General features: G+C 62.5%; 20 protein-coding genes (1 of these 20 only partly in view). 9 read left to right on the top strand and 11 right to left on the bottom strand.

Translation table 11 applies throughout. The features are described from left to right. The first annotated feature begins 201 nt into the window (after window positions 1–201). Together PLANPX_RS07185 and mutM are read left to right on the top strand one after the other, a co-directional pair. Window positions 202–1,521 carry a DUF1559 domain-containing protein gene (locus PLANPX_RS07185; RefSeq protein ID WP_152098075.1) on the top strand — a complete coding sequence of 440 codons (1,320 nt, stop codon included), beginning with the start codon at window positions 202–204 and terminating at the stop codon, window positions 1,519–1,521. 351 nt (window positions 1,522–1,872) lie between these two features. After that, a complete protein-coding gene (mutM, locus tag PLANPX_RS07180) occupies window positions 1,873–2,712 on the top strand; it encodes a DNA-formamidopyrimidine glycosylase (protein WP_152098074.1) in 840 nt (279 codons plus the stop codon). 209 nt (window positions 2,713–2,921) lie between these two features. On the opposite strand, the gene PLANPX_RS07175 is transcribed toward mutM, so the two are convergent. Then, window positions 2,922–3,926 (bottom strand): serine/threonine protein kinase, encoded by a 1,005-nt coding sequence (locus PLANPX_RS07175; RefSeq protein ID WP_152098073.1) that lies wholly within the window; start codon window positions 3,924–3,926, stop codon window positions 2,922–2,924. Window positions 3,927–4,119: 193 nt separating this feature from the next. Here PLANPX_RS07175 and PLANPX_RS07170 point away from each other — a divergent pair, with 193 nt between their 5' ends. The 3 genes from PLANPX_RS07170 (at window position 4,120) to PLANPX_RS07160 (ending at window position 7,294) form a co-directional block, all read left to right on the top strand. Next, on the top strand, window positions 4,120–5,142 hold the full coding sequence (locus PLANPX_RS07170) for a DUF3500 domain-containing protein (protein ID WP_152098072.1): 1,023 nt from the start codon (window positions 4,120–4,122) through the stop codon (window positions 5,140–5,142). A 297-nt stretch (window positions 5,143–5,439) separates the two neighbouring features. Then, on the top strand, window positions 5,440–6,237 hold the full coding sequence (locus PLANPX_RS07165) for a hypothetical protein (RefSeq protein WP_152098071.1): 798 nt from the start codon (window positions 5,440–5,442) through the stop codon (window positions 6,235–6,237). A 124-nt stretch (window positions 6,238–6,361) separates the two neighbouring features. After that, entirely contained in the window at window positions 6,362–7,294 is a 933-nt protein-coding gene (locus tag PLANPX_RS07160; RefSeq protein WP_152098070.1) for a hypothetical protein, read from the top strand. A 125-nt stretch (window positions 7,295–7,419) separates the two neighbouring features. On the opposite strand, the gene PLANPX_RS07155 is transcribed toward PLANPX_RS07160, so the two are convergent. Further along, window positions 7,420–8,235 (bottom strand): DUF4339 domain-containing protein, encoded by an 816-nt coding sequence (locus tag PLANPX_RS07155; protein WP_152098069.1) that lies wholly within the window; start codon window positions 8,233–8,235, stop codon window positions 7,420–7,422. A gap of 414 nt (window positions 8,236–8,649) precedes the next feature. On the opposite strand from PLANPX_RS07155, the gene PLANPX_RS07150 reads away from it, so the two are divergent. From PLANPX_RS07150 to PLANPX_RS07135, 4 genes are all read left to right on the top strand, one after another. After that, on the top strand, window positions 8,650–9,450 hold the full coding sequence (locus PLANPX_RS07150) for an undecaprenyl-diphosphate phosphatase (RefSeq protein WP_152098068.1): 801 nt from the start codon (window positions 8,650–8,652) through the stop codon (window positions 9,448–9,450). 187 nt (window positions 9,451–9,637) lie between these two features. Next, the gene (locus PLANPX_RS07145) at window positions 9,638–10,138 is read left to right on the top strand and encodes a peptide chain release factor family protein (RefSeq protein ID WP_172991917.1); all 501 of its coding nucleotides are present in this window, start codon (window positions 9,638–9,640) and stop codon (window positions 10,136–10,138) included. 375 nt (window positions 10,139–10,513) lie between these two features. Continuing rightward, the gene (locus PLANPX_RS07140; protein ID WP_152098067.1) at window positions 10,514–11,230 is read left to right on the top strand and encodes an HAD family hydrolase; all 717 of its coding nucleotides are present in this window, start codon (window positions 10,514–10,516) and stop codon (window positions 11,228–11,230) included. Between the two features lie 157 nt (window positions 11,231–11,387). Further along, on the top strand, window positions 11,388–12,167 hold the full coding sequence (locus tag PLANPX_RS07135) for an MOSC domain-containing protein (protein ID WP_152098066.1): 780 nt from the start codon (window positions 11,388–11,390) through the stop codon (window positions 12,165–12,167). On the opposite strand, the gene PLANPX_RS07130 is transcribed toward PLANPX_RS07135, so the two are convergent. The 9 genes from PLANPX_RS07130 to PLANPX_RS07095 form a co-directional block, all read right to left on the bottom strand. Further along, window positions 12,157–12,780 (bottom strand): LutC/YkgG family protein, encoded by a 624-nt coding sequence (locus PLANPX_RS07130; RefSeq protein WP_152098065.1) that lies wholly within the window; start codon window positions 12,778–12,780, stop codon window positions 12,157–12,159. The two genes, PLANPX_RS07135 and PLANPX_RS07130, sit on opposite strands and share 11 nt — an antisense overlap. Beyond that, window positions 12,780–14,162: a lactate utilization protein B gene (locus tag PLANPX_RS07125; RefSeq protein WP_152098064.1), complete on the bottom strand. Its 1,383-nt coding sequence runs from the start codon at window positions 14,160–14,162 to the stop codon at window positions 12,780–12,782. Before PLANPX_RS07125 ends, PLANPX_RS07130 begins: the two co-directional genes overlap by 1 nt. A gap of 95 nt (window positions 14,163–14,257) precedes the next feature. Continuing rightward, window positions 14,258–15,016: a (Fe-S)-binding protein gene (locus tag PLANPX_RS07120; protein ID WP_152098063.1), complete on the bottom strand. Its 759-nt coding sequence runs from the start codon at window positions 15,014–15,016 to the stop codon at window positions 14,258–14,260. A 60-nt stretch (window positions 15,017–15,076) separates the two neighbouring features. Continuing rightward, window positions 15,077–15,211: a hypothetical protein gene (locus tag PLANPX_RS28210; RefSeq protein WP_261344416.1), complete on the bottom strand. Its 135-nt coding sequence runs from the start codon at window positions 15,209–15,211 to the stop codon at window positions 15,077–15,079. A gap of 142 nt (window positions 15,212–15,353) precedes the next feature. Further along, window positions 15,354–15,920, bottom strand: coding sequence for a hypothetical protein (locus PLANPX_RS07115; RefSeq protein WP_152098062.1), 567 nt, complete (start codon window positions 15,918–15,920; stop codon window positions 15,354–15,356). A gap of 12 nt (window positions 15,921–15,932) precedes the next feature. Beyond that, entirely contained in the window at window positions 15,933–17,486 is a 1,554-nt protein-coding gene (locus PLANPX_RS07110) for an OprO/OprP family phosphate-selective porin (RefSeq protein WP_152098061.1), read from the bottom strand. 337 nt (window positions 17,487–17,823) lie between these two features. After that, window positions 17,824–18,867 carry a zinc-dependent alcohol dehydrogenase family protein gene (locus PLANPX_RS07105; protein WP_152098060.1) on the bottom strand — a complete coding sequence of 348 codons (1,044 nt, stop codon included), beginning with the start codon at window positions 18,865–18,867 and terminating at the stop codon, window positions 17,824–17,826. A 6-nt stretch (window positions 18,868–18,873) separates the two neighbouring features. Then, on the bottom strand, window positions 18,874–19,461 hold the full coding sequence (locus PLANPX_RS07100; protein WP_152098059.1) for a nucleotidyl transferase AbiEii/AbiGii toxin family protein: 588 nt from the start codon (window positions 19,459–19,461) through the stop codon (window positions 18,874–18,876). Continuing rightward, a protein-coding gene (locus PLANPX_RS07095; RefSeq protein WP_152098058.1) for a hypothetical protein crosses the window boundary here: on the bottom strand, window positions 19,448–19,538 show its 3' end. Its footprint extends 128 nt past the window's final position; only the last 91 of its 219 coding nucleotides appear in the window; the start codon falls outside the window, past its right edge; its stop codon occupies window positions 19,448–19,450. Before PLANPX_RS07095 ends, PLANPX_RS07100 begins: the two co-directional genes overlap by 14 nt.

Here is a 19,538-nt window from a genome sequence, read left to right as displayed (position 1 = left end):
GAGGCATGCGACGTTTTCTCAGCCATCGGCCCGCATAAAACCGGTCCGGCTTATCGGCTTCAGAGACATCTAACTCCTCTTCGCCCCCGGCGCGTCGCGGGCGATCCTCGACTGTTTTTCATACCGACGGGAATCCATTTATCCCCCCGTCGGTCGTTTTCTTTTTTTCATTTCCATTTTTCCCTTGAAGGAGGTACCACGATGGAAAGAAAGAGAAAGGTACGAGGCTTTACCCTCGTCGAGCTACTGGTGGTCATCGCGATCATCGGCGTGCTCGTCGCCCTGCTGCTGCCGGCCGTTCAGGCCGCGCGCGAAGCGGCTCGCCGCAATTCTTGCTTGAATAACATCAAGCAAATCAGCCTGGCTGTGTTGAACTTCGCCGACACGAACAAGGAGAAGTTCCCGGTCGTGTCGACGTCGCCATTCCTGCCCGGCACCGCAACGGCGGCTCAGTTTACCGCTCCCAACGATCGTCGCGGTACGCTCAGCAACAACGGCGACGGCTACAGCTGGTTGGTGCAGATATTGCCGTTCAACGAACAGCAAGCCCTCTACAACCGGATGCGCGACGCTCAGATTAACGCCCAGCCCGGTAAGTTCTTGGCTGGTCCGATGGGGGCCAACGCGTGCGTCGTCAACCCGAATGCCGCTGCCCCACAACTTCGCGATGCTATTCAACAGCAGATCGAAGCATTCAAGTGCCCGAGCTTCCCTGGGGCCGACGAGTCGAAGAATACGTATTACACCGGATCGGTTACGGGCGGTGCGACGGGAGCCGTGAAGGCCGCCGTGGGTAACTACGTCGCCATCGCCTCGACCCACATGAACAACGACGGATCTGGCACGGGCGCTGCCGACGTGGGCGCCACCAGCGCGGCGATTCCGTTCGACACGATCCCGACCGCCGGCAAGCCGAAGCAACTCGGCGGCAACGGCGCCATCGCGTTCTACAGCCTGACGACGGCTGCCGACCGCACCCCCTACAGCAAGGTGGGCGGCGCCTCGATGGCCAGCATTCGTGACGGGACGTCGAACACGATCATGTTCGGTGAATCGCGCGAAGAGTACTACACCAGCTGGGTGAGCGGGTTCTCGTCGTACGTCGTCGGCGCCGACCCCGGCGGCCCGGGCCAGAAGGTCCAGAAGCTGACGGCCGCCGATTCGCCGACTGCCACGACTGGCCAGCCGCTGATGCTCCGTTGGAAGGCCGCAGACACGGCCGGCCAAACGGCTCTGAACATCGGCCAAAACGCCAAGAAGGTCGGCGGCACCGCCGAGAATGGCAACAGCAAGGACGCCAAGACGGGTCCGGAGGTCGCCGGCACGTCGGCGTTCTACTACCAAACCCCGTGGACGCATGGTCCGAACTCACGGATGTTCGGTCCCTCGAGCGCTCACTCGGGCGACATCGTGTTGCACGGCTTCTGCGATGGCCATGGTAAGGCCATCCAAGCGAATTCCGATCGCAATGCCTACCTCGCTCAGATCACCCGTGCCGGCGGCGAAGTGTTGCCTGAATAAGGCCAGCTTCGACCGTCAGCCTTGGTGCTGATGGGGTAGTAAGAGTTAGTCGACGATCGCCGCGGAGAGGCCCGTTCCTCTCCGCGGCGTTTTTTATGCGCCCCCCGGTTGTTGCGCTCAGCCGCCGGTCAACGACCGGCCGGAGCGTCTCTCCATAACGCTCACCACAAAGACACGACGAACACAAAGACGCACGAAGGAATTCTGAATTCGAAAAGATAGTGAGTTGAGCACAACGGCTTGCTCTTCTTCGCGTTCCTTTGTGCTCGTCGTGCCTTCGTGGTAAGTATTTCAGCAACTGGCCGCTTTTATCACTGCTCCGGCGGGTCGTTGACCCGCGGCTACTGACCAATGCCCGAACTTCCTGAAGTTGAAACGATGCGTCGCGGCGTCGAGCCGATCGTCGGGACGACGATCGAGCGGTTCGAACTCCTTCCGTGCCCGCGCAAGCCGATCTCTGTCACGCCGGGGCTCGCTCCGTTCCGCCGCCGCGTCGAAGGCGCCCGCGTCGAGCGGACCGGCCGCGCCGGCAAGCGGGTCGTCCTCTGGCTCGACCGCGGCGATGCGATCATCTTCGAACCGCGAATGACCGGCCTACTTCTGCTCGACGAGCCGCCCGATCCGATTTACAACCGCGTCCGCTTCCACCTGCGGGGCAAGCGCGGCGCGGCGAAGCAACTCACCTACTGGGATCGCCGCGGCCTTGGCCTAATTCGGCTCCTCAGCCCGGACGAATACGAAGCCGCCTACGGCCTCGACACGCTCGGCCCCGACGCCCTGGTGATGACGGCCGAACTCTATCGCGAGCGGCTTGGCGCCTCGCAGCGGGCGGTGAAGGTCGCGATGCTCGATCAGCGAGCGGTCGCCGGCATCGGCAACTTGTACGCATCGGAGATTCTGCACCTCGCTGGCATTGGGCCCGAGCGAACCTGCCGCTCGCTGAAATCGAAGCAGTGGGAAGCAATCGCCGCGGCGGCGCTGGAAGTGCTGGAAACGGCGATCCGCTACGAAGGCTCCACCCTCAGCGACGGCACCTACCGCAACGCCCTCAGCCAATCAGGCGGCTACCAGAACGAACACCGCGTCTACGCGAAGGCCGGCGATCCCTGCCCCCGCTGCGTGAGCGTCGCGATCGAGCGGATCGTCCAAGCCCAACGCTCCACCTTCTACTGCCCGAAGTGCCAAAAGTAGCCGCCGGTCAACGACCGGCCGGAGCGGTGATAAAAAGTCGCTCCTAAATTTCTAACCACGAAGGCACGACGAGCACCAAGAGACACGAAGAAGCCGACGACGTCGCTCAACTCTTCCAAACCTTAAAATTCCTTCGTGCGTCTTCGTCTCCTTCGTGTCTTGGTGGTTAGTAATTCCGGTACGCGCCCCGGCCGGTCGTTGACCGGCGGCTACCCGGCCGAGACCAACGCCCGCCCGCGGAAGTTGCGGATCGCTTCGATCATCGCTTCCATTGTTTCGAAGCGATCTTCCGGCCGCTTGGCCATTGCCGTCATCGCGATGTCGGCCAGCGCCGCAGGAATCTGCCGCTGCGGCGCTCGCTCGCGCGGCGGCGGCGGCATCTCGTTCGCAATCTTTTCGAACGTCTCCTGAATCTGCTTCCCCCGCAGCGGCTCGGTGAGCGTCAGAATCTCGTACAGCACAGCCCCCGCGCTGTAGACGTCGGTCCGCGCATCGATGTCGTCGCTGCCGCCGCGGACCTGCTCCGGCGACATGTAGAGCGGCGTGCCCGGCCGTTGGCTAACGTCGGTGAGAATCTGATGCTCCATCATCCGCGCGTCGCTCTCGCTCTCCTCGTCGTTCCAAACCTTGGCGACGCCCCAGTCGAGCAGCACCGCCTCGCCGAACGAACCGACGAGAATGTTTTCCGGCTTTACGTCGCGATGGACGACGCCGTGGGCGTGGGCGTACGACAAGCCGTTGCAAACTTGGATCAATACGCCGAGCATCCGCTCCAGGCCGAAGTGCTCAATCGCCTGGGCGTCGCCATCGGCTTGCCGTTCGATGATGCCGCGGACCGTCTCGCCCTCGACTTTCTTCATCGTGAAGTAGAGGCGGTCCTCCAGATCGCGGCCCAAGTCGTACACCGGCACCGTCACCGGGTGTTGCAGCTGCGCGGTGACGCGGGCCTCGCGCAGAAACCGCGACTGCATGTAGGCGTTGTTCGCGAGGTGGGGGTGGAGCGTCTTCATCACCACCGTCCGACCTAGCGTCTTGTCGCGGCACGTCCGCAGTTGGGCCGAACCACCGACCGCGAGCGGATGGAAATCGCTGTAGCGTCCAAAACCAGTCGTCTGGAAGCTTGGCAGGTCAGTGTCGGTATCCTTCACGTAGATGTGAGGATAGGCATCCTGCTTCGACGCATCGGCAGGCTTCTGAGGACGAAAGTTGGACATGGCAACAGGCTCGCAATGTTGGTGTCGTCGTACTGTAAGTGTAGTAAACCGCCCCCCCAAGACCAGCAAGCGACGCCCGGCGATGTCCAATCCCCCAGCGAGCCGGAGGCTTTATGCCTCCGGTCTTGCCTTTATGCCACCGGTCCTATCGGTTCTAATCAAAGCATCTCCTCCCATGCCCCGGAGTCGCGCAATGCCCCGCTCTCCCCTCGATCGGCGTGAATTCTTCCATAAGGCCGGACACTCGGCCCTCGCCCTCGGCGCTGCCGCTTGCGTGCCCCTCCTCGCGTTCGCCACGGACGCACCGCTCGCCAGCCCGCCTGCACCGGAGTCGCTCGTAAAGCTGCTGTTCGAATCGCTCACGCCCGGCCAGCGCGAGCGAGTTTGCTTCGCGTGGGACCACCAGCATCCCGAGTGGGGCCTGCTACGCACCCGCGTCTCGGCCAACTGGAACATCACCGACGAGGTCGTCGACAGCAAGTTTTACACGCCCGAGCAGCAGGAACTCGTCCACGCCATTTATCGCGGCATCATCGCCCCCGAATGGCATGAGCGCTACGACCGACAGCAAGACGACGACGCCGGCGGCTTTGGCGCTAACAACAGCATCGCGATCTTCGGCACGCCGGGCGACGGGCCAAGCGAACTCGTCCTTACTGGTCGCCACATGACGCTCCGCTGCGACGGCAATTCGGCCGAGCATATCGCCTTCGGCGGGCCGATCTTCTATGGCCACGATCCGACCAGCACGCAGGAAGACGACGCCAGCCACGAAGGGAGCGTCTTCTGGTCGCAGGCGTTGGAGGCCAACTCGCTTTACCAGGCGCTCGACGGCAAGCAACAGCAACTCGCGCTGGTGAAGCGATTGCCCGGCGAATCGCAAGTCGCCTTTCGGGGCGCCAAGGGCCAGTTCGACGGCATTCCGGTGACGGAATTTTCCGCCGACCAGAAAGCCCGCGTGCAGGAAGTGCTCCGCAAGCTGATCGAACCCTTCCGCCAAAGCGACCGCGACGAAGCCCTCGCCTGCCTCAGCGCCCAAGGAGGCCTCGACGCCTGCAGCCTCGCCTTCTACCAGCCGGGCGACATCGGCAACGACAAAGTCTGGGACAACTGGCGGCTCGAAGGCCCGTCGTTCGTCTGGCACTTCCGCGGAGCGCCCCACGTCCACACCTGGGTCAATATCGCCGACAATCCGAGTGTGAAACTGAACGCCTAGCAGCCGCCGGTCAACGACCGGCCGGAGCGTCTCTCGCCAATGCTCACCACAAAACCGCAAAGAGTACGAAGACGCACAAAGAATGTCAGATTTAAGCCGGCTGAGCGAGCCGAACTCCCTGCCTTCGTGCCGCTCAGTGCCCTTCGTGCCTTCGTGGTGAGAATTATGGGGAGAATCCGCTCTGCCGCTCCGGCGGGTCGTTGCCCCGCGGCGACAACGAATGCCGGTTGAATCCGAGTCCCTAACGGCCTACGCTGGGTGGTTTGCCGTCACCTTTCCTGCCGTAGCCAGCTGACTATGCCCTCCAAGCGTCCCGCTGCCGCCCCCTCGCCGCCGGCTTGGCAGAGCATCGCCACGGTGCTGATCATCCTCCAGCTCTTCTGCCTGTTGATCGGCGTCGCCATCAACATTGGCGGCGGCAAATCGCTCGTCGGCCAATCGCTCCGCAACGTCCCCATCGCCCGGCAATATCTCCGCGCGTTGATGATGGATTTGGCCTACGACTTCCATCTCGCCGGCGTCGAAGACGACGACGGCGTTCACCGCCTGCAGCTGGTGAAGGTCGACGCCGCCCCGAACGATCCCAACGCCGTCCTCGCCGAACTTCCCGACGACGACGCCCAGCTCCGCATCCGTCGGCAGCGTTATCAGCAACTTGCCTACCACGTGGCGTTCTTCGACGATCTGTTCGAAGAGAACAACGACCTCCGCACGAGCTTGCCGCTGCAGGTCGCCGGTCGCTGGGTCGCCGCCGAAGAGCTGCCGAAAGAATCGTACCTGCTCCGCTGCGTGAAGCTTCCTTCAAAGCGGCTGCCGCGGGCGATCGAGGCCGACATCACCTACGCCTACGTGATGCGCGAGGGAGGCCTCAAGCAGCAGGTCGTCGAAAAGCCGCTGCCGCCGCCGATCAAGATTTTCATGGTGTGGGATCCGCTCGAAGAGCATTACCAAGGGATCCGCGAAGCGGCCCTCGGCCAGCGTTCGCTGGTGACGAAGTCAGAGGATGCGGAAGAAGTAGCGATTCCCGCGCTGCCCAAAATCGAAGCGCCGGCGGCATCGCCTGCAGCTAATAGCGAAGCAATCTCCGGAGACTGATCGCCCTCGCCGATTGTGCGGGAAGCGACTTCTCCCGCATGGCTGATCGCTGAAAGCTAACCGCTGACAGCTACCAAAAAAATCCCTCCCCTAGCCCCTCCCTGCAAGGGAGGGGGACTTCGATATGCAAGCCGTTACCAACTACATCAACGATCTGAACGCCTCCGTCGGCGCCGCGTGGAACCGGTTTTGGTTCACGCCGTCGTCGGCCGCCACATTGGGATTCATCCGCATCGCCGCCGGCTTGCTCGCGTTCTACGCCGTGGCGACCTACGCCCCCGACCTCGAAGTCTGGTTTGGCGAGGGCGGCATGCTGCCGCTCGACATGGTGCGGAACCTCTACCCTGGCCAGTGGTCGCTGTTGTTTTACGTGCCTGCGAACTTGCTGTGGCCAGCCTATTACTTGGCCCTCGTCGTCATCGGCCTGTTCACGCTCGGCATCGGCGGACGGTTCTCGGCCCTCGCCGCGACGGTCGCCGCCTTCAGTTTCTTCGCCCGCGGTCCGCTGGTGACTGGCGAATTCGAATCGATCCTGTCGTTCATTCTCGTCTACCTGTGCATCGGCCAAGCCGACGACATGTTTTCGCTGAAGGCCGTTTGGCGTCGCCACACCACGAACTCGCCTCTCCCCGCCCCGCCGTCAGCCTTCAGCACGATTTCGCTGCGGCTGATCCAGATCCACATCGCGCTCGCCTGCCTGATGATGGGCTGGGCCCAACTTGCCGCTCCCGAGTCGGCGTGGTGGAGCGGAGAAGGCATCTGGCTCGCCGCCGGCCGCCCAAACATGCCGCTCATCGACCTCAGCGGCCTGGCCGATCACCCCCGCATCGTCGCCGCGTGGAGCCACATCATCACGCTCTATCTGCTGCTGATGCCGTTCGTCGTCTGGCTGCGCCTGGCCCGCCCGATCGTCGTGATCGTCGGCGGGTTCGTGTGGCTGTCGTTCGCATTGGCCAGCGGCTGGGTCCCGTTCGCCGCCGCGATGCTAACCGCCACAGCCGCGTTTGTCGAACCGCCAGAACTCCGCCCCACGCGCGAACTAGCCACGGCGCAGTAGCCGCCGGTCAACGACCGGCCGGAGCGAACCTCGCAACAGCGTGCAAACTCATCCGCACGAGTAAGCAGCAAGACGCCGACAGAGATGCCGGTCTCTATTGACTCAATGCGTCGCAAGCAGCCCACTCATTCCGCGACGGCGCCCGCCACAGGCGGCTCGACCGGCGCCGCTTCCGGCGCAGGTTGCACTGCGGCAGGTTCCGTCGCCGCCGGCGGAGCCACTGCAGGCTTCTTCTCGTCCGCAGGCGTCTCTTCCTCCCCGCCGCGCGACAACACGAACACCAGCGCCGCCAACATCACCAGCGCGACAATCGACAGCACGATCGAAAACATCCGCACCTGTTGCTTCCGTCGCCGCGTCTCCGCACGGCGGGCATCGGCGCTTGTCGGTTCGATGTGCGCGGCAGCCGTCGCCGTTGTCACGCCGATTGCCGGCATCGGCTCTTCGACGTCGAAGTTCGATTCGAAAAGATCTGAAGCTGCAGGCGTTGGCGAAGCGCTCGCTGCGGGCCGGCGCTTGAAGTCGCGGAGCGCTTCGCCCCCAGCTTTCCAATCGGCCCAGCCGTCGCGCCACACCCAGCTGTCGGCGGCGACGCGGCCCTCGGTCACCCACTGAGCGAACGTCGCGTCATCGGCCGGGCCATACTGCCCGCCGCTCGCTGGGCGAATGTACCAGGTGGCCGTTTCCACCGCTGCCGGCGGCGGCTGAGCGCCCGGCACCGTCTTCGCAATTGGCGGGGTGGCGGTCGAAGAAGTCGCCCCGGGTCCAGAAACAGTCGCGGTCGTCCCTTCGGGCGGCCCGTTATCTTCGGGCACGCGCTGGCCGCTGAAGCTCGGCACGATGAACTTCACCCCGCACTCAGGGCAAATTCCACGCTTGCCGGCCAGTTCTGCCTTCACATGAAGTTTGTGCCCCGCGGGACACTCAAACCGCACGCCCATGCCGCTTCCTGTTCGCTACCGAAGCCCGCCGCAAAACGCGACGTGAGCCGTCTCTCCAGTCTATCCCCCGCCTGGTGGCGGGCCAACCTGCGATCGAGCCGCCAAGCGTCGGCCAGCCCGATCGGCCCGAAAAATCCCCCCAGCCCCACCCGCCGTTAAAAAGCTATAGTGATACGTCCCGCAGCCACCGCCAGCCGCGGCTCAACGAGCCGCCGGAGCGACCCAGTTTGTTTCACCACAAAGACACCAAGGTCACGAAGCAGCACCAAGTTTTGAAGCAGGAATAAGGGAGAATCCCCAATCTTCCTCCTTACTTCAGCGTTCCTTCGTGCGTCTTCGCGCCCTCCGTGCCTTCGTGGTAAATCCCCACGTCCACCCAGAACCGCTCCGGCCGGTCGTTGACCGGCGGCTACTATGTCCATTTTTGAAATGATCCTCCTGGCGATCGTCCAGGGCATTACCGAATTCCTGCCGATCTCCAGCGACGGGCATCTCGCGGTGGTCAACGCGTTGCTGCAAGCCGGCGGCAAGGGCGAAGTCCCCGACCTGCTCGAAACGACGATCGTCCTCCACCTTGGCACGCTCGCCTCGGTGCTCATTTTCTACCGCCGCGAGATTATCCGGCTGCTCACGACGAACCGCCGCGCCATCCTCCCGCTGATCGCCGCCACGATTCCGGCCGGCATTATCGGCGTCGGCATCGAGAAAGGCCTTCCCGACGAAACGACGAAGTGGCTCCTCGAAAGCCCGCTGTTCGCCGGCTTCGGCTTCTTCATCACGGCCGCCGCCCTGTGGTGGCTCGGCCGTACGAAAGAGGGGGAGATCGACTACCCCGACACGCCCACGTGGAAAGCAGTCGTGATTGGTTTCTTTCAAGCCGCTGCGATTTTGCCCGGCGTTTCGCGGAGCGGCCTGACGATTTCCAGCGGCGTCGGCCTCGGCTTGCGGCGCGAAGCGGCGGCGACGTTCTCGTTTTTGATGGCAATACCCGTTATCGGCGGCGCCGGACTGCTGAAGATCAAAGACGCGGTCGATAAAGGAACTACGAGCACCCCCATCCCCACACTCGCCCTTGGCTTCATCGTTTCGATGTTAGTCGGCATCGCCGCCCTCTGGGTCCTCCTACGAATGCTCCGCCGCGGCCGGCTGGAACTATTCGTCTACTACCTCGTCCCCCTTGGCATCGCCGTCACCAGTTGGCAACTCCTCAAGTAGCCGCCGGTCAACGACCGGCTGGAGCGGTATAAAAGGGCTAATTCCCAGATCATTCACCACGAAGACACGACGAACACAAAGACGCACGAAGAAATCCTGAATAAGTCGTCTTCGACAGCCTCTTCTTCGTGTTCCTTCGTGCCTGTCGTGTCTTTGTGGTTGGCATTTCATTGTGGTTAGCATTTCCATGCCCCACCCCGCCGCACTGCCGATCGACGAACTCCTCACCGAGTGCCAAGTCACGCGCACCCGCGGCTCCGGCCCCGGCGGCCAGCATCGCAACAAAACCGAAACGGCGATCGTGATCACCCATCTGCCGACCGGCGTCCGCGGCGAAGCCTCGGAGCGCCGCAGCCAGGCCGAGAATCTCGCTCAGGCCAAACACCGGCTCCAAGTCGAACTCGCCCTCGCCGTGCGAAGCGAAGAAACGACAGCCGCCCCCTCCCCGCTGTGGCAAAGCCGCGCCAACGGCCAACGAATCACCGTCAGCACATCGCACGACGACTTCCCCGCCCTCCTCGCCGAAGCCCTCGACGCCCTCGACGCCGCCAACTGGGCCGCCCCCGCCACGGCCGAACGCCTCGGCGTCTCGACCTCGCAGCTCGTCAAGTTCCTCCAGCAAGAACCGCGAGCCCTGGTGCTGCTCAACCGTGCTCAAACCGAACGCGGCCTGCACCCCTACCGCTAGCGCTGGCAGAAACTGGCGGATTGCTTTCGGCCGCCCAACAGGTAGGTTGGACTTGCAGTCCGACAGCGTGAATTTCTAGCCCTGGCTCCGCCCGGGGGTCGGTCTCCACTTCGAGAGACGTTGCCGTACGCGCAACTCACGCCACCCCCGGGCGGAGCCCGGGACTAGAAAAGCAGTCACAACCAGTGAGCCGCTTGCACAAAGAGCCCACGCTTGATGTCGCCTCAAATGCGACACCAAGAACACGACATCAGCTGTAAATCGCTCTCGCAAAACAACTTACAACAAATCCTTAGTGTCGCCTAAAATCGCATTCTCGCTCTGACGCAACGCGACACGACACCAACAAGCCACTTCACTCCAGGCCAATCGCCCGTGTACGCCATCCTGTTCGACATCGACGGAACCCTCGTCTCCACCGGCGGCGCCGGCCAATTGGCGTTCGCCGAAACGTTCGCCGCTGAGTTCGGCGTCGACGAGTTGAGCGGCAAAGTTCCCTTCGCCGGCCGCAGCGATCGGGCGATCGCCAGCGACCTGATGCGACTCCACGGCGTCGATCCGCACGACGAAAATTGGCGCCGCTTCCGAGCCGGCTACCTCGAGCGTTTGCCGTCGGCGCTCAAGCGTAAATCGGGCCGCGTCCTCCCCGGCGTCGTCGCCCTACTGGAGGAACTCGCCGCCGCCGGCCATCCGCTCATCGGCCTGCTGACCGGCAACATCCGCGAAGGCGCCGATCACAAATTGCAGCACTACGGTCTTGCCGAGCATTTTTCGTTCGGTGGTTTCGGCGATGCTTCGCCCGATCGTAACGGCATCGCCGCGGCAGCGCTCGCAGAAGCGCAGCGCGTCGCAAACGCCGAGTGGCAGGAATCGCGTGGCCTAGAAGTTTGCGAACTATCGGGCGCGATGGTCATCGGCGACACAGTGCACGACGTCACCTGCGCACGATCGATCGGCGCGTTTGCCGTCGCCGTGCCGACCGGCGGCGCGACGCGCGAAGAACTCGCAGCGGCGAAGCCCGACTTGTTGCTCGAAGATCTCTCCGACGCACGGCCATTGCTCGCAGAAATCGAACGTGCGATGAGGTCGTAGCGGTTAGATATAAAAATGTTTGGGTCCCCTCCCCTCGATGGGGAGGGTTAGAGAGGGGTGGCAGTAGCTGGTACCAACGTTCACTCCCTCTCCCCAGCCCTCCCCACTAGGGGGAGGAAGCCAAAAGAAGCAATCGATTGGTGAAGTGCACGCCTTTATGCCACGCCTCACGCGCATCACGATCTACCCGATCAAGTCGCTCGACGGCTACGCGGTCGACGCTGCCGACTTGATGCCGACCGGCCCGATCGTCGGCGATCGGCGGTGGGCGATCGTCAATCCGATGCGGCAATTCGTCAATGGCAAACGAACTCCCGCGATTCATCCGATTCGCGCCGCATTCGAACAGAACGCGGCAGTCGTCACGTTCCATCACCCGAACTTGGAACCCGCCAGCTTCGAGCTTCCCGCGGCCGTCGATCGCGCCGGCGAGTGGCTCAGCGAAGCGATCGGCCGCAAGTGCCTGCTGATCGAGAACCAAGCGATCGGTTTTCCCGACGACGCCGACGCCTCGGGGCCGACGCTGGTGAGCGTTAGCTCGCTCGAGCGCGTCGCCGAGTGGTTTGGCCTAGAACTCGACGAAGTCCGCCGCCGCTTCCGCACGAATCTCGAAATCGACGCGACTGAGCCGTTTTGGGAGGACCGCCTCGTCGCCACCGACACGGGCCCGACGCCGTTCACGCTCGGCGACGTACTGCTCCGCGGCCGCACGCCCTGCCAGCGGTGCGCCGTTCCGTCCCGCGATTCGCTCACGGGAGAAATCATCTCAGGATTCGCTAAGGCGTTTTCCGCTCATCGTCAGGCCGAGCTCCCAGCCTGGGCTCCAGCGGATGCATTCAACCATTTTTATCGACTGACGCTCAACACGTCGCTCGACCCAACGCATGCCGGCGCAATGACGCTTCGCCTCGGCGACGAACTTCACGTCACGGCTTGAGCAAGAACACATGGAGCGACCGTGCCCCATGAGCGCCGATGACCAGCGCCTGCTCGATATCCGCCGTTTTCGACGGCCCGGACATGAACGTCCCCCAGGTCGCCGCGGCGAACAGACCGGCAGAACCGGCCGTACGGTGAAGCCACTCGTACGCTTCGTGCATGTTGTTCACGATGCGATCGTGCGGCACGACGAGTACCACATGCTGCGACAGAAAGTACGCGACGCGCTGCCCCACTCGGGCGTTCGTCACCCACACCGCGGCGTTCTCCGCGACCGCGAGTTCGCCAGGGAGAATCGCAAGATCGACGCCCGCGAGTTGATGCGGATCATCGACCGCAGCGAGATCGACGTTTCCCGCCGCCGCAGCCGGAATGACGGAGCAGATATCCTTGGCGCCAAGCGACTCGATGACGCGCTCCACTTCCTCCCGAAGTTGAGTCTCGCCAGTGACGATCCGCCCTGCCCCGCCGACGCCGCGCAGCGTTTCAAAAAACTGGGCGTAAGGGTCTGCGTAGCGAATCCACTCGCCGTCAAGCGCCGGCCGCGGCGCCTCGGCCGGCAACGAACGGCGGACGTCTCGCAGAATCTGTTCGCGGGCGGCGCTGCTCATCACGACTTACCTCCGCGTCCGCGACGAGCATGCCACTGCCGGAAACTCTCATCTGGCGGCGTCGGCAACTCGCGCTGCCTGCCCCACGGATTGAACCGGTTGTACAACAACCATCGCGGCGCCCAACGCAGCACCGTTCGTCCCGCACTTCCGGCGAATGCGTACAACCGCGGACTGCTCAGTAGCTTCCCTGCGACGCCCATCAACCGCCGCTTCGATGGCTCAAGCAGCCCCAACTCCGCGATTCGTTGCCGCCAAGTGAGCAATTGGTTCGGCAGGTCGATCTTCACTGGACAAACGTCGCCGCACGAACCGCAGAGCGTGCAAGCAAATGGGAGCGTATGGTACTTGGCCGCGTCGCGCGACGGATTGACGATCGACCCAATCGGCCCCGCCACCGACGCCGCGTAACTATGCCCGCCGCTGCGGCGATAAACCGGGCACGTGTTGAGGCACGCCCCGCAGCGGATGCAGCGTAGCGAGTTGCGAAAATCGTCGCTCGCGAGCAGTTTCGTGCGACCGTTGTCGACAAGTACGATGTGCAATTCGCAGCCCGGCCGCGGGCCATGGTAGTGCGTGCTGTAGGCGGTAATCGGCTGCCCCGTCGCCGAGCGCGCGAGCAATCGCAAAAACACGCCGAGATCATCCAATCGCGGCACGAGCTTCTCGATCCCCATCGACGCAATGTGCAGCTTCGGCAGCGACGTGCCGAGATCGGAATTTCCTTCGTTCGTGCAGACGACGAAGCCCCCCGTCTCGGCAATGCCAAAGTTGACGCCAGTCAGCCCCGCCTCAGCCTGCAGAAACTTTTCCCGCAGGCGGTGCCGCGCCGCTTCGGTAAGGTACGTCGGATCGGTCGCGCCTTCGTCGGTGCCGAGTTCACGGTGAAAGAGCTCGCCGACCTCTTCCTTCTTGATATGAATCGCCGGCAGCACGATGTGGCTTGGGTGCTCGCGCCGCAGCTGGACGATCCACTCGCCGAGATCGGTATCGGTGACCTCGATCCCCTGCTGCTCAAGGTACGGGTTAAGGCCGCACTCTTCGGTGAGCATCGACTTGCTCTTCACCATCCGGCGCACGCCCCGCTCGCGCAGCAGGCCATGCACGATCGCATTGTGCTCCGCCGCATCGCGGGCCCAGTGGACGACGGCGCCGAGCCGCGTGGCGTTCCGTTCGAACTCTTCGAGGTAATCGCCGAGGTGCGAGATTGTGTGCTGCTTGATCGCCGCCGCCCGCTCGCGGAGGACTTCCCACTCGGGCAGCGTTTGCGAGGCTTTGTCGCGCTTGGCCCGAATGAACCAGAGGGCCTGATCATGCCAGTGAGCATGCGCATCGTCGGCGACGAATTCCGCGGCGGCCGTGGGATGATCGAAGGTTTTCATCGTCGCCAAACGGTTCCCCCACTCCGTTCATTAGCCCCCGGCTCTTCAAGCCGGGGTATCAAAGGCGCCCCTACAGACAAGACCGCGCCCACTCCCTACGCCCCGCCAATCCCCATCCCCTCGACCAGCACCTCCGCCACATGCAGCACTCGCAACGGACGGCGCTCACGCCGAATCAGACCGTCGAGATGCATCAGACAAGACATATCGCCGGCGGTGAGAACCTCGGCGCCCGCGCGCTGGTGATCGGAGATCCGATCCCGCCCCATCATACACGAGACCGCTTCTTCGTAGACGGCGAACGAACCGCCGAAGCCGCAACATTCGTCGGCGCGATCGGGTTGCGTGTATTCAATCCCGTCGAGTTTCGACAGTAGCCGCTCGACTTTGTTGAACGGTGCAACATTCAGCTCGCTCGATTTTCCCAGCCGTAGGTCGCGCAGGCCGTGGCAACTCTGGTGCATGCCGACGCGGTGGGGAAACCGGCCAGCGGGTGGCTCGATTTGCAAGACGTCGGTTAGGAATTCGCAGAGCTCAAACGTCTTCGCCTGCACTTCGGCGAGCGCGGCCTCATCGGCGACCAGTCCATGGTAGTGATGCCGCACCATCGACACGCAGCTGCCGCTGGGAGCAACGATGTAATCGTAGGGGCGGAATGTGGCGACGAACCGTTCGGCCGCGGGACGTGCATCGGAGACGCAGCCGGAATTCGCCATCGGTTGCCCGCAGCAGATTTGGCTCGTCGGAAACTCGACCTGGCCGGGACAAAAGTGTTCCAGCAGCCGCAGCGTGGCGATGCCGACGCGGGGGTAGAACTGGTCGATGTAGCAGGGAATGAAGAGCCCGACTCGCATCGGCACACTATAAGTGAGCGATCAACGCAAAGCGAGATGCGGCCAGCAGGGCGGTGCGTCCTACCCCTTTTTCTTCTTCTCGATCTTCGTCGGCTTGCAGATCTTTTTTTTGCTATCCGACGTGGCGCCGCACGACTTGCATTTGAACTTGCCGGGATGGTCCCACTCTTTCGGCTTGTCTTCGAGGCAACCCACGGCGGAACTCGGCGAAAGCGGGGACTGGCGTAGCGGAAGCGAGGCAGCAATTGACGAGCGGACCGTCGCGGGGCCGTCTCTGGTCAATTATACACTCCGCATTTCGCCCAGGCGGATGCCGCCAATTGCTGGCCGCCGCGGCCTATTTCACCGCCGTCGACGATTTTTCCTGGCCCGGGCCTTCCTCGGCATGGGCAAGCAAAATCTTCGCGTCGGTCTGCGGAACCGGCGGCACGGCCATACCCGGCGCGACAGAAGCGGACTTGGCCTTCGATTCGCACTTCTTGCACAGGTCTTCGACGACCCACTTATAGCTGGGGACTTTTTTCGTATCGATCCGCTGCATCAACTTTTTCTTAGTGTGGATCGTCGCGTACGGGCTCGGAATCCAATCGCGCCACACAAACCGATGCGGCGTCGGCTGGGGATCGCCCTCCTTCGCTTTCTTGCTGCACTCATCGCAAACCATATCACACTGCTTGCAGCACGGTTTGCTCGGTCCGGGGACGCAAAAATCCTCGCACTTCACGCCCCAACAGATGACGTCGACTTTCTTCTCTTCGCAAATAAGTCGGCAAACTTTCTGGCAGGAATCGTGGCAGCCGCACAACGCGCAGCAGATCTCTCCCGCAACAGCAGTCGGGGCGCTCGTTCCGCCGGCAAGCGCCAGCGTGAACAACACGAAGAGCAGCGTTTTTCTAGTTGTCATGCTGCACCCCTCTTAAAAGTTGAAATCGAACCGCATGCCAATGATGTCGGCAGTCTGCGGGCCATACGGCGTGGTGCCGTAGCGGGTGATTGGATGAATCCAGTCGAACATCGTGCGGACGCGATCAGACCAGTACCAATTGAAACCGATCGTGAAATCGTTGTACTGGCCGCTATCGAGTTGCGTGAGCGTGAGGTTCGACCAACGAGCCTTGAATTCCCAGGCGCCTGGCCCGCAACCGCCGGGCGTGAGAAAGAAATTCGAGTAGGGGACGTTCCGGCCAAATTGGGCGCCATGCTGGCCGTAGCGTTCGTAAATGCGATTCTCACCGGTGAGGAAGTAGCTGCAGTAGACGTAGGCGCCGGAAATCGTCGCCACCTCGTCGTTGATGCGATCGACGTTCGAGAGATACATTTCGCTCTGCACGGAGAACGGCCCCCATACGGTGGCGAGTTCGATGTTGCCCGTCGTGTACGACTTCGCGGGAAATAGCCCGCTATCGATGAAGAACGGCCCTTCGTGAATTTGCGGCCGGGCGCGGAATCTGGCCTGTTCATCTTGGTCGTGCGTGTAAAGCACGCCGGCGCCGGTGTGAATCAGGTAGCGGCCGTTCGACGGTTCGTCGTAGTACGGCAAATAAGTGAGGCGGCCGCTGACGCGCTGCCCCTGATTGCCGTCGATTCGTTCCTTGGTCGCCTCGCTCAGGCTGTCGATGAAGACGCCCGTCGTCCACGTAAAATCTTTGGCGTCGTCGACGCCGTAGATCGCCATGCCGACTTCGCGATCTGCGGTAAAAATGCCCTGCGTCGGGATCGAGCGCTCGAGAAAAATGTTGTTCGTATCGTTCGTGACTTGCTCCAAGCCGAACGGCACGAAGAAGTTGCCGATCCGCCACCGATCGATGACAGGAATTTCGTTCATCGTGAGGTAGGCGTCTTTGATGACTGTGACCGGGGTGGTGACGTTGTCTTCGCCCTCTGGCTCGATGTCGATTTGCAGGCGAAAGTCGTAAACGCCGTAGCCGACGCCGTCGGCCAGCAGTCGCAAGCGGCGGAATTCAACATAGTTGTAGGCCGGAACGGGCGGATTCTCGACGTCGGCCCAGTTGATGCTGTCGAGTTGCATGTGGCCGCCGAGTTTGACGGCCCACTTGTCGCCGGAGAGATCGCGCCAATCGCCGACGCCGTCGTTAACGTCGAATTCCTTCTTGAGTTCCGCATTGACGTCGGGCTTTTTGGGACCGCCGCCTTTTTCTAGCGCATTGAGCCGCTTCAAGATGCCCTCGATTTGCGGTTCGAGCGGCGGAGTTGGCATGTTGTAAGGTTGCGTCGAGAATTCTTGCTCCATGACGCTGACCGGGGGCAACGGTTGCGGGGCCTCCTCGTCATCATCGTCGCCGTCGCCAAGCTGCGCGACGTGAATCGTTGACGGCGCCGGCTCGGGAGCGACTGGCGAGTCCTCCGCCAATGCACTTCCCCCGCAGAGCACGGCGATAATCGCCAGCGCGTCGGCGAAAAATCGCCGTGCAGCTTGCGAAAAGGTGAGCGGCTGGAGTTGGATCACCATCGAACTGAGTCCGCTGAGAACCGACGAAGAGAATCGATACCCACGAACCTCTGGTGTTCCAGCCGGCGTCGTGATGAGGAGAAGAAAGAGAACGCTCCAGCAGCGTCTCGGCGGCCGGAGTAATCCCTACTATCGGAAAAGTCCGCCCATTCCCCGCATCACATTTCACGGGTGAACAGATTTTGGCCAACGCCAAAGGTAATGAGTGCTGTCGCTGCTAGCGGAGGCGTGCGTACCTTACGGCGCCTGGAATCGTCATTCTGAGCAAAGCGAAGGATCTAGACGCTTGCTCAAGGCGCGAGATTTTACGCTGCGCTCAGAACGATGCGTGCGCCTGCTATTCGAAGCGGTCAATGACCGTAATTCCTGGCTCGCCGAAGCTGCCCATGGCCACGAGCGCGGCGGGGGCTTCTGCCAGAGAAATTTTCCTCCTCACCATCGAGCTGACGGGCAGCTTCCCTGCCAGGATGAGGTCGAGCAGCGGAGAATAGTCTGCGGCGGCGAGTCCGTGGCTGCCGTAAATTTCGAGTTCCCGGCCGATCACGAGCTCCATCGGCAGTCGCGGCTGGAATTCGCTGCCGGCGAGGAGGCCGACTTGCACGTGCCGGCCGCGCTTGCGGAGCGATTTGATTGAGTTTGCCGCGGTGGCGGCGCTGCCGAGAGCGTCGAGCGATAGTTGCACGCCGCCGTCGCTAATTTCTTGAATAGCAGGAACAGCGTCGGTGGATGCAGCGTTGACGAGATGCTCGGCGCCGAATGCTTTCGCCATGGCGAGCGATTCGTCGCGGACATCGACGGCGATCGGTCTCGCGCCTAGCGCCGCGGCGACCATCACAGCCGACAATCCGACGCCGCCGCATCCAAATACGGCCACCCACTCGCCTGGCGCAGCGCGACCTTGCAGGGCAACGGCGCGGTAAGCGGTCGCCAGGCGGCAACCGAGCGCGGCGGCAGTGACAAAATCGAGCGATTCATGAAGTGCAACGAGATTGTAGTCAGCGAAGGGAACAGCCACCGCCTCGGCGAAAGCGCCCCAGGCCGTAAATCCTGGCTGAAATTGTCGATCGCAAACCTGGGCGGCTCCGGCGGAACATTCGCGGCAGGTCCCGCACCCAGCGACGAACGGCATGGTCACCCGATCGCCGACGCGCCACTTGCGGACGTCGCGCCCGATTTCAACGACTTCGCCGGCGAATTCGTGGCCGGGAACGTGGGGGAGCGACTCGATGTCGGCGTCGTGGCCCTGCCAGCCATGCCAATCGCTGCGGCAAACCCCCGCGGCGCGGACGGCGATGACGACGCCGTCGTCACACGCAACCGGGTCGGCAACATGTTCAACAGTGATCGGGCCAGAAAATTTCTCGAAGCAGGTAGCGAGCATGCGACTTCAATCGATGATAGTCGGGTACTTAGTCGGATCGTCGGGAATGGCAAAACGATCCCAGATCGCTGTCAAACCAAGAAGAGTTGCGACCTCGGCGATGTAGCGCCGATCCAAATCTCCTTCATCTTGGCTCAAGATGCCGGCGATATCCCGAAGATGTTTCTCCGATCCGCCGTCTTGGTAGTAGACCAATTTGCCAATGATGACATCTTCCGGAGCCGCGACAAACCCCTCAATGCCTGCACCAAACTGAACCCGACGCCGCCGCGTTAGTTGACGCACCGCCCATTCGCTGCGACCGGCAATCATAAAATCAATTTTGTTGCTCGAACGAAAGTGAATGACGTTAAACTGCCCGCGCTGTGCAACCGCTTCATGCGCCGCGGGGCGGCTCACGTAGAAGTCGTCCGCTGGAAATGCATCGCACAGCTTATCGGTCAGTTCGCTCGTCAGTTGAACAACGATGTCGATATCGCGAGTCATCCTCGCGTCACCCCAAACGGCAGTCGCGAATGAACCGACGATTGCGTAGGGAATGCCGAGCCGCTCCAAAAGATTCGTCGCGAATTCAAGAAGCTCAGTCTGCGTCACAAAGCAATCTCCGCGCGACTTCGGCCTCAACCTGTGACTCAGACCAGTCGGGGTGGCGGTAACGAATCCCGCCAGCC

It is taken from the genome of Lacipirellula parvula (assembly GCF_009177095.1).
Lineage (GTDB): Bacteria > Planctomycetota > Planctomycetia > Pirellulales > Lacipirellulaceae > Lacipirellula > Lacipirellula parvula.
The sequence above is the reverse complement of the archived record's forward strand: the minus strand, read 5'-3'. Positions and strand labels throughout refer to the sequence as shown.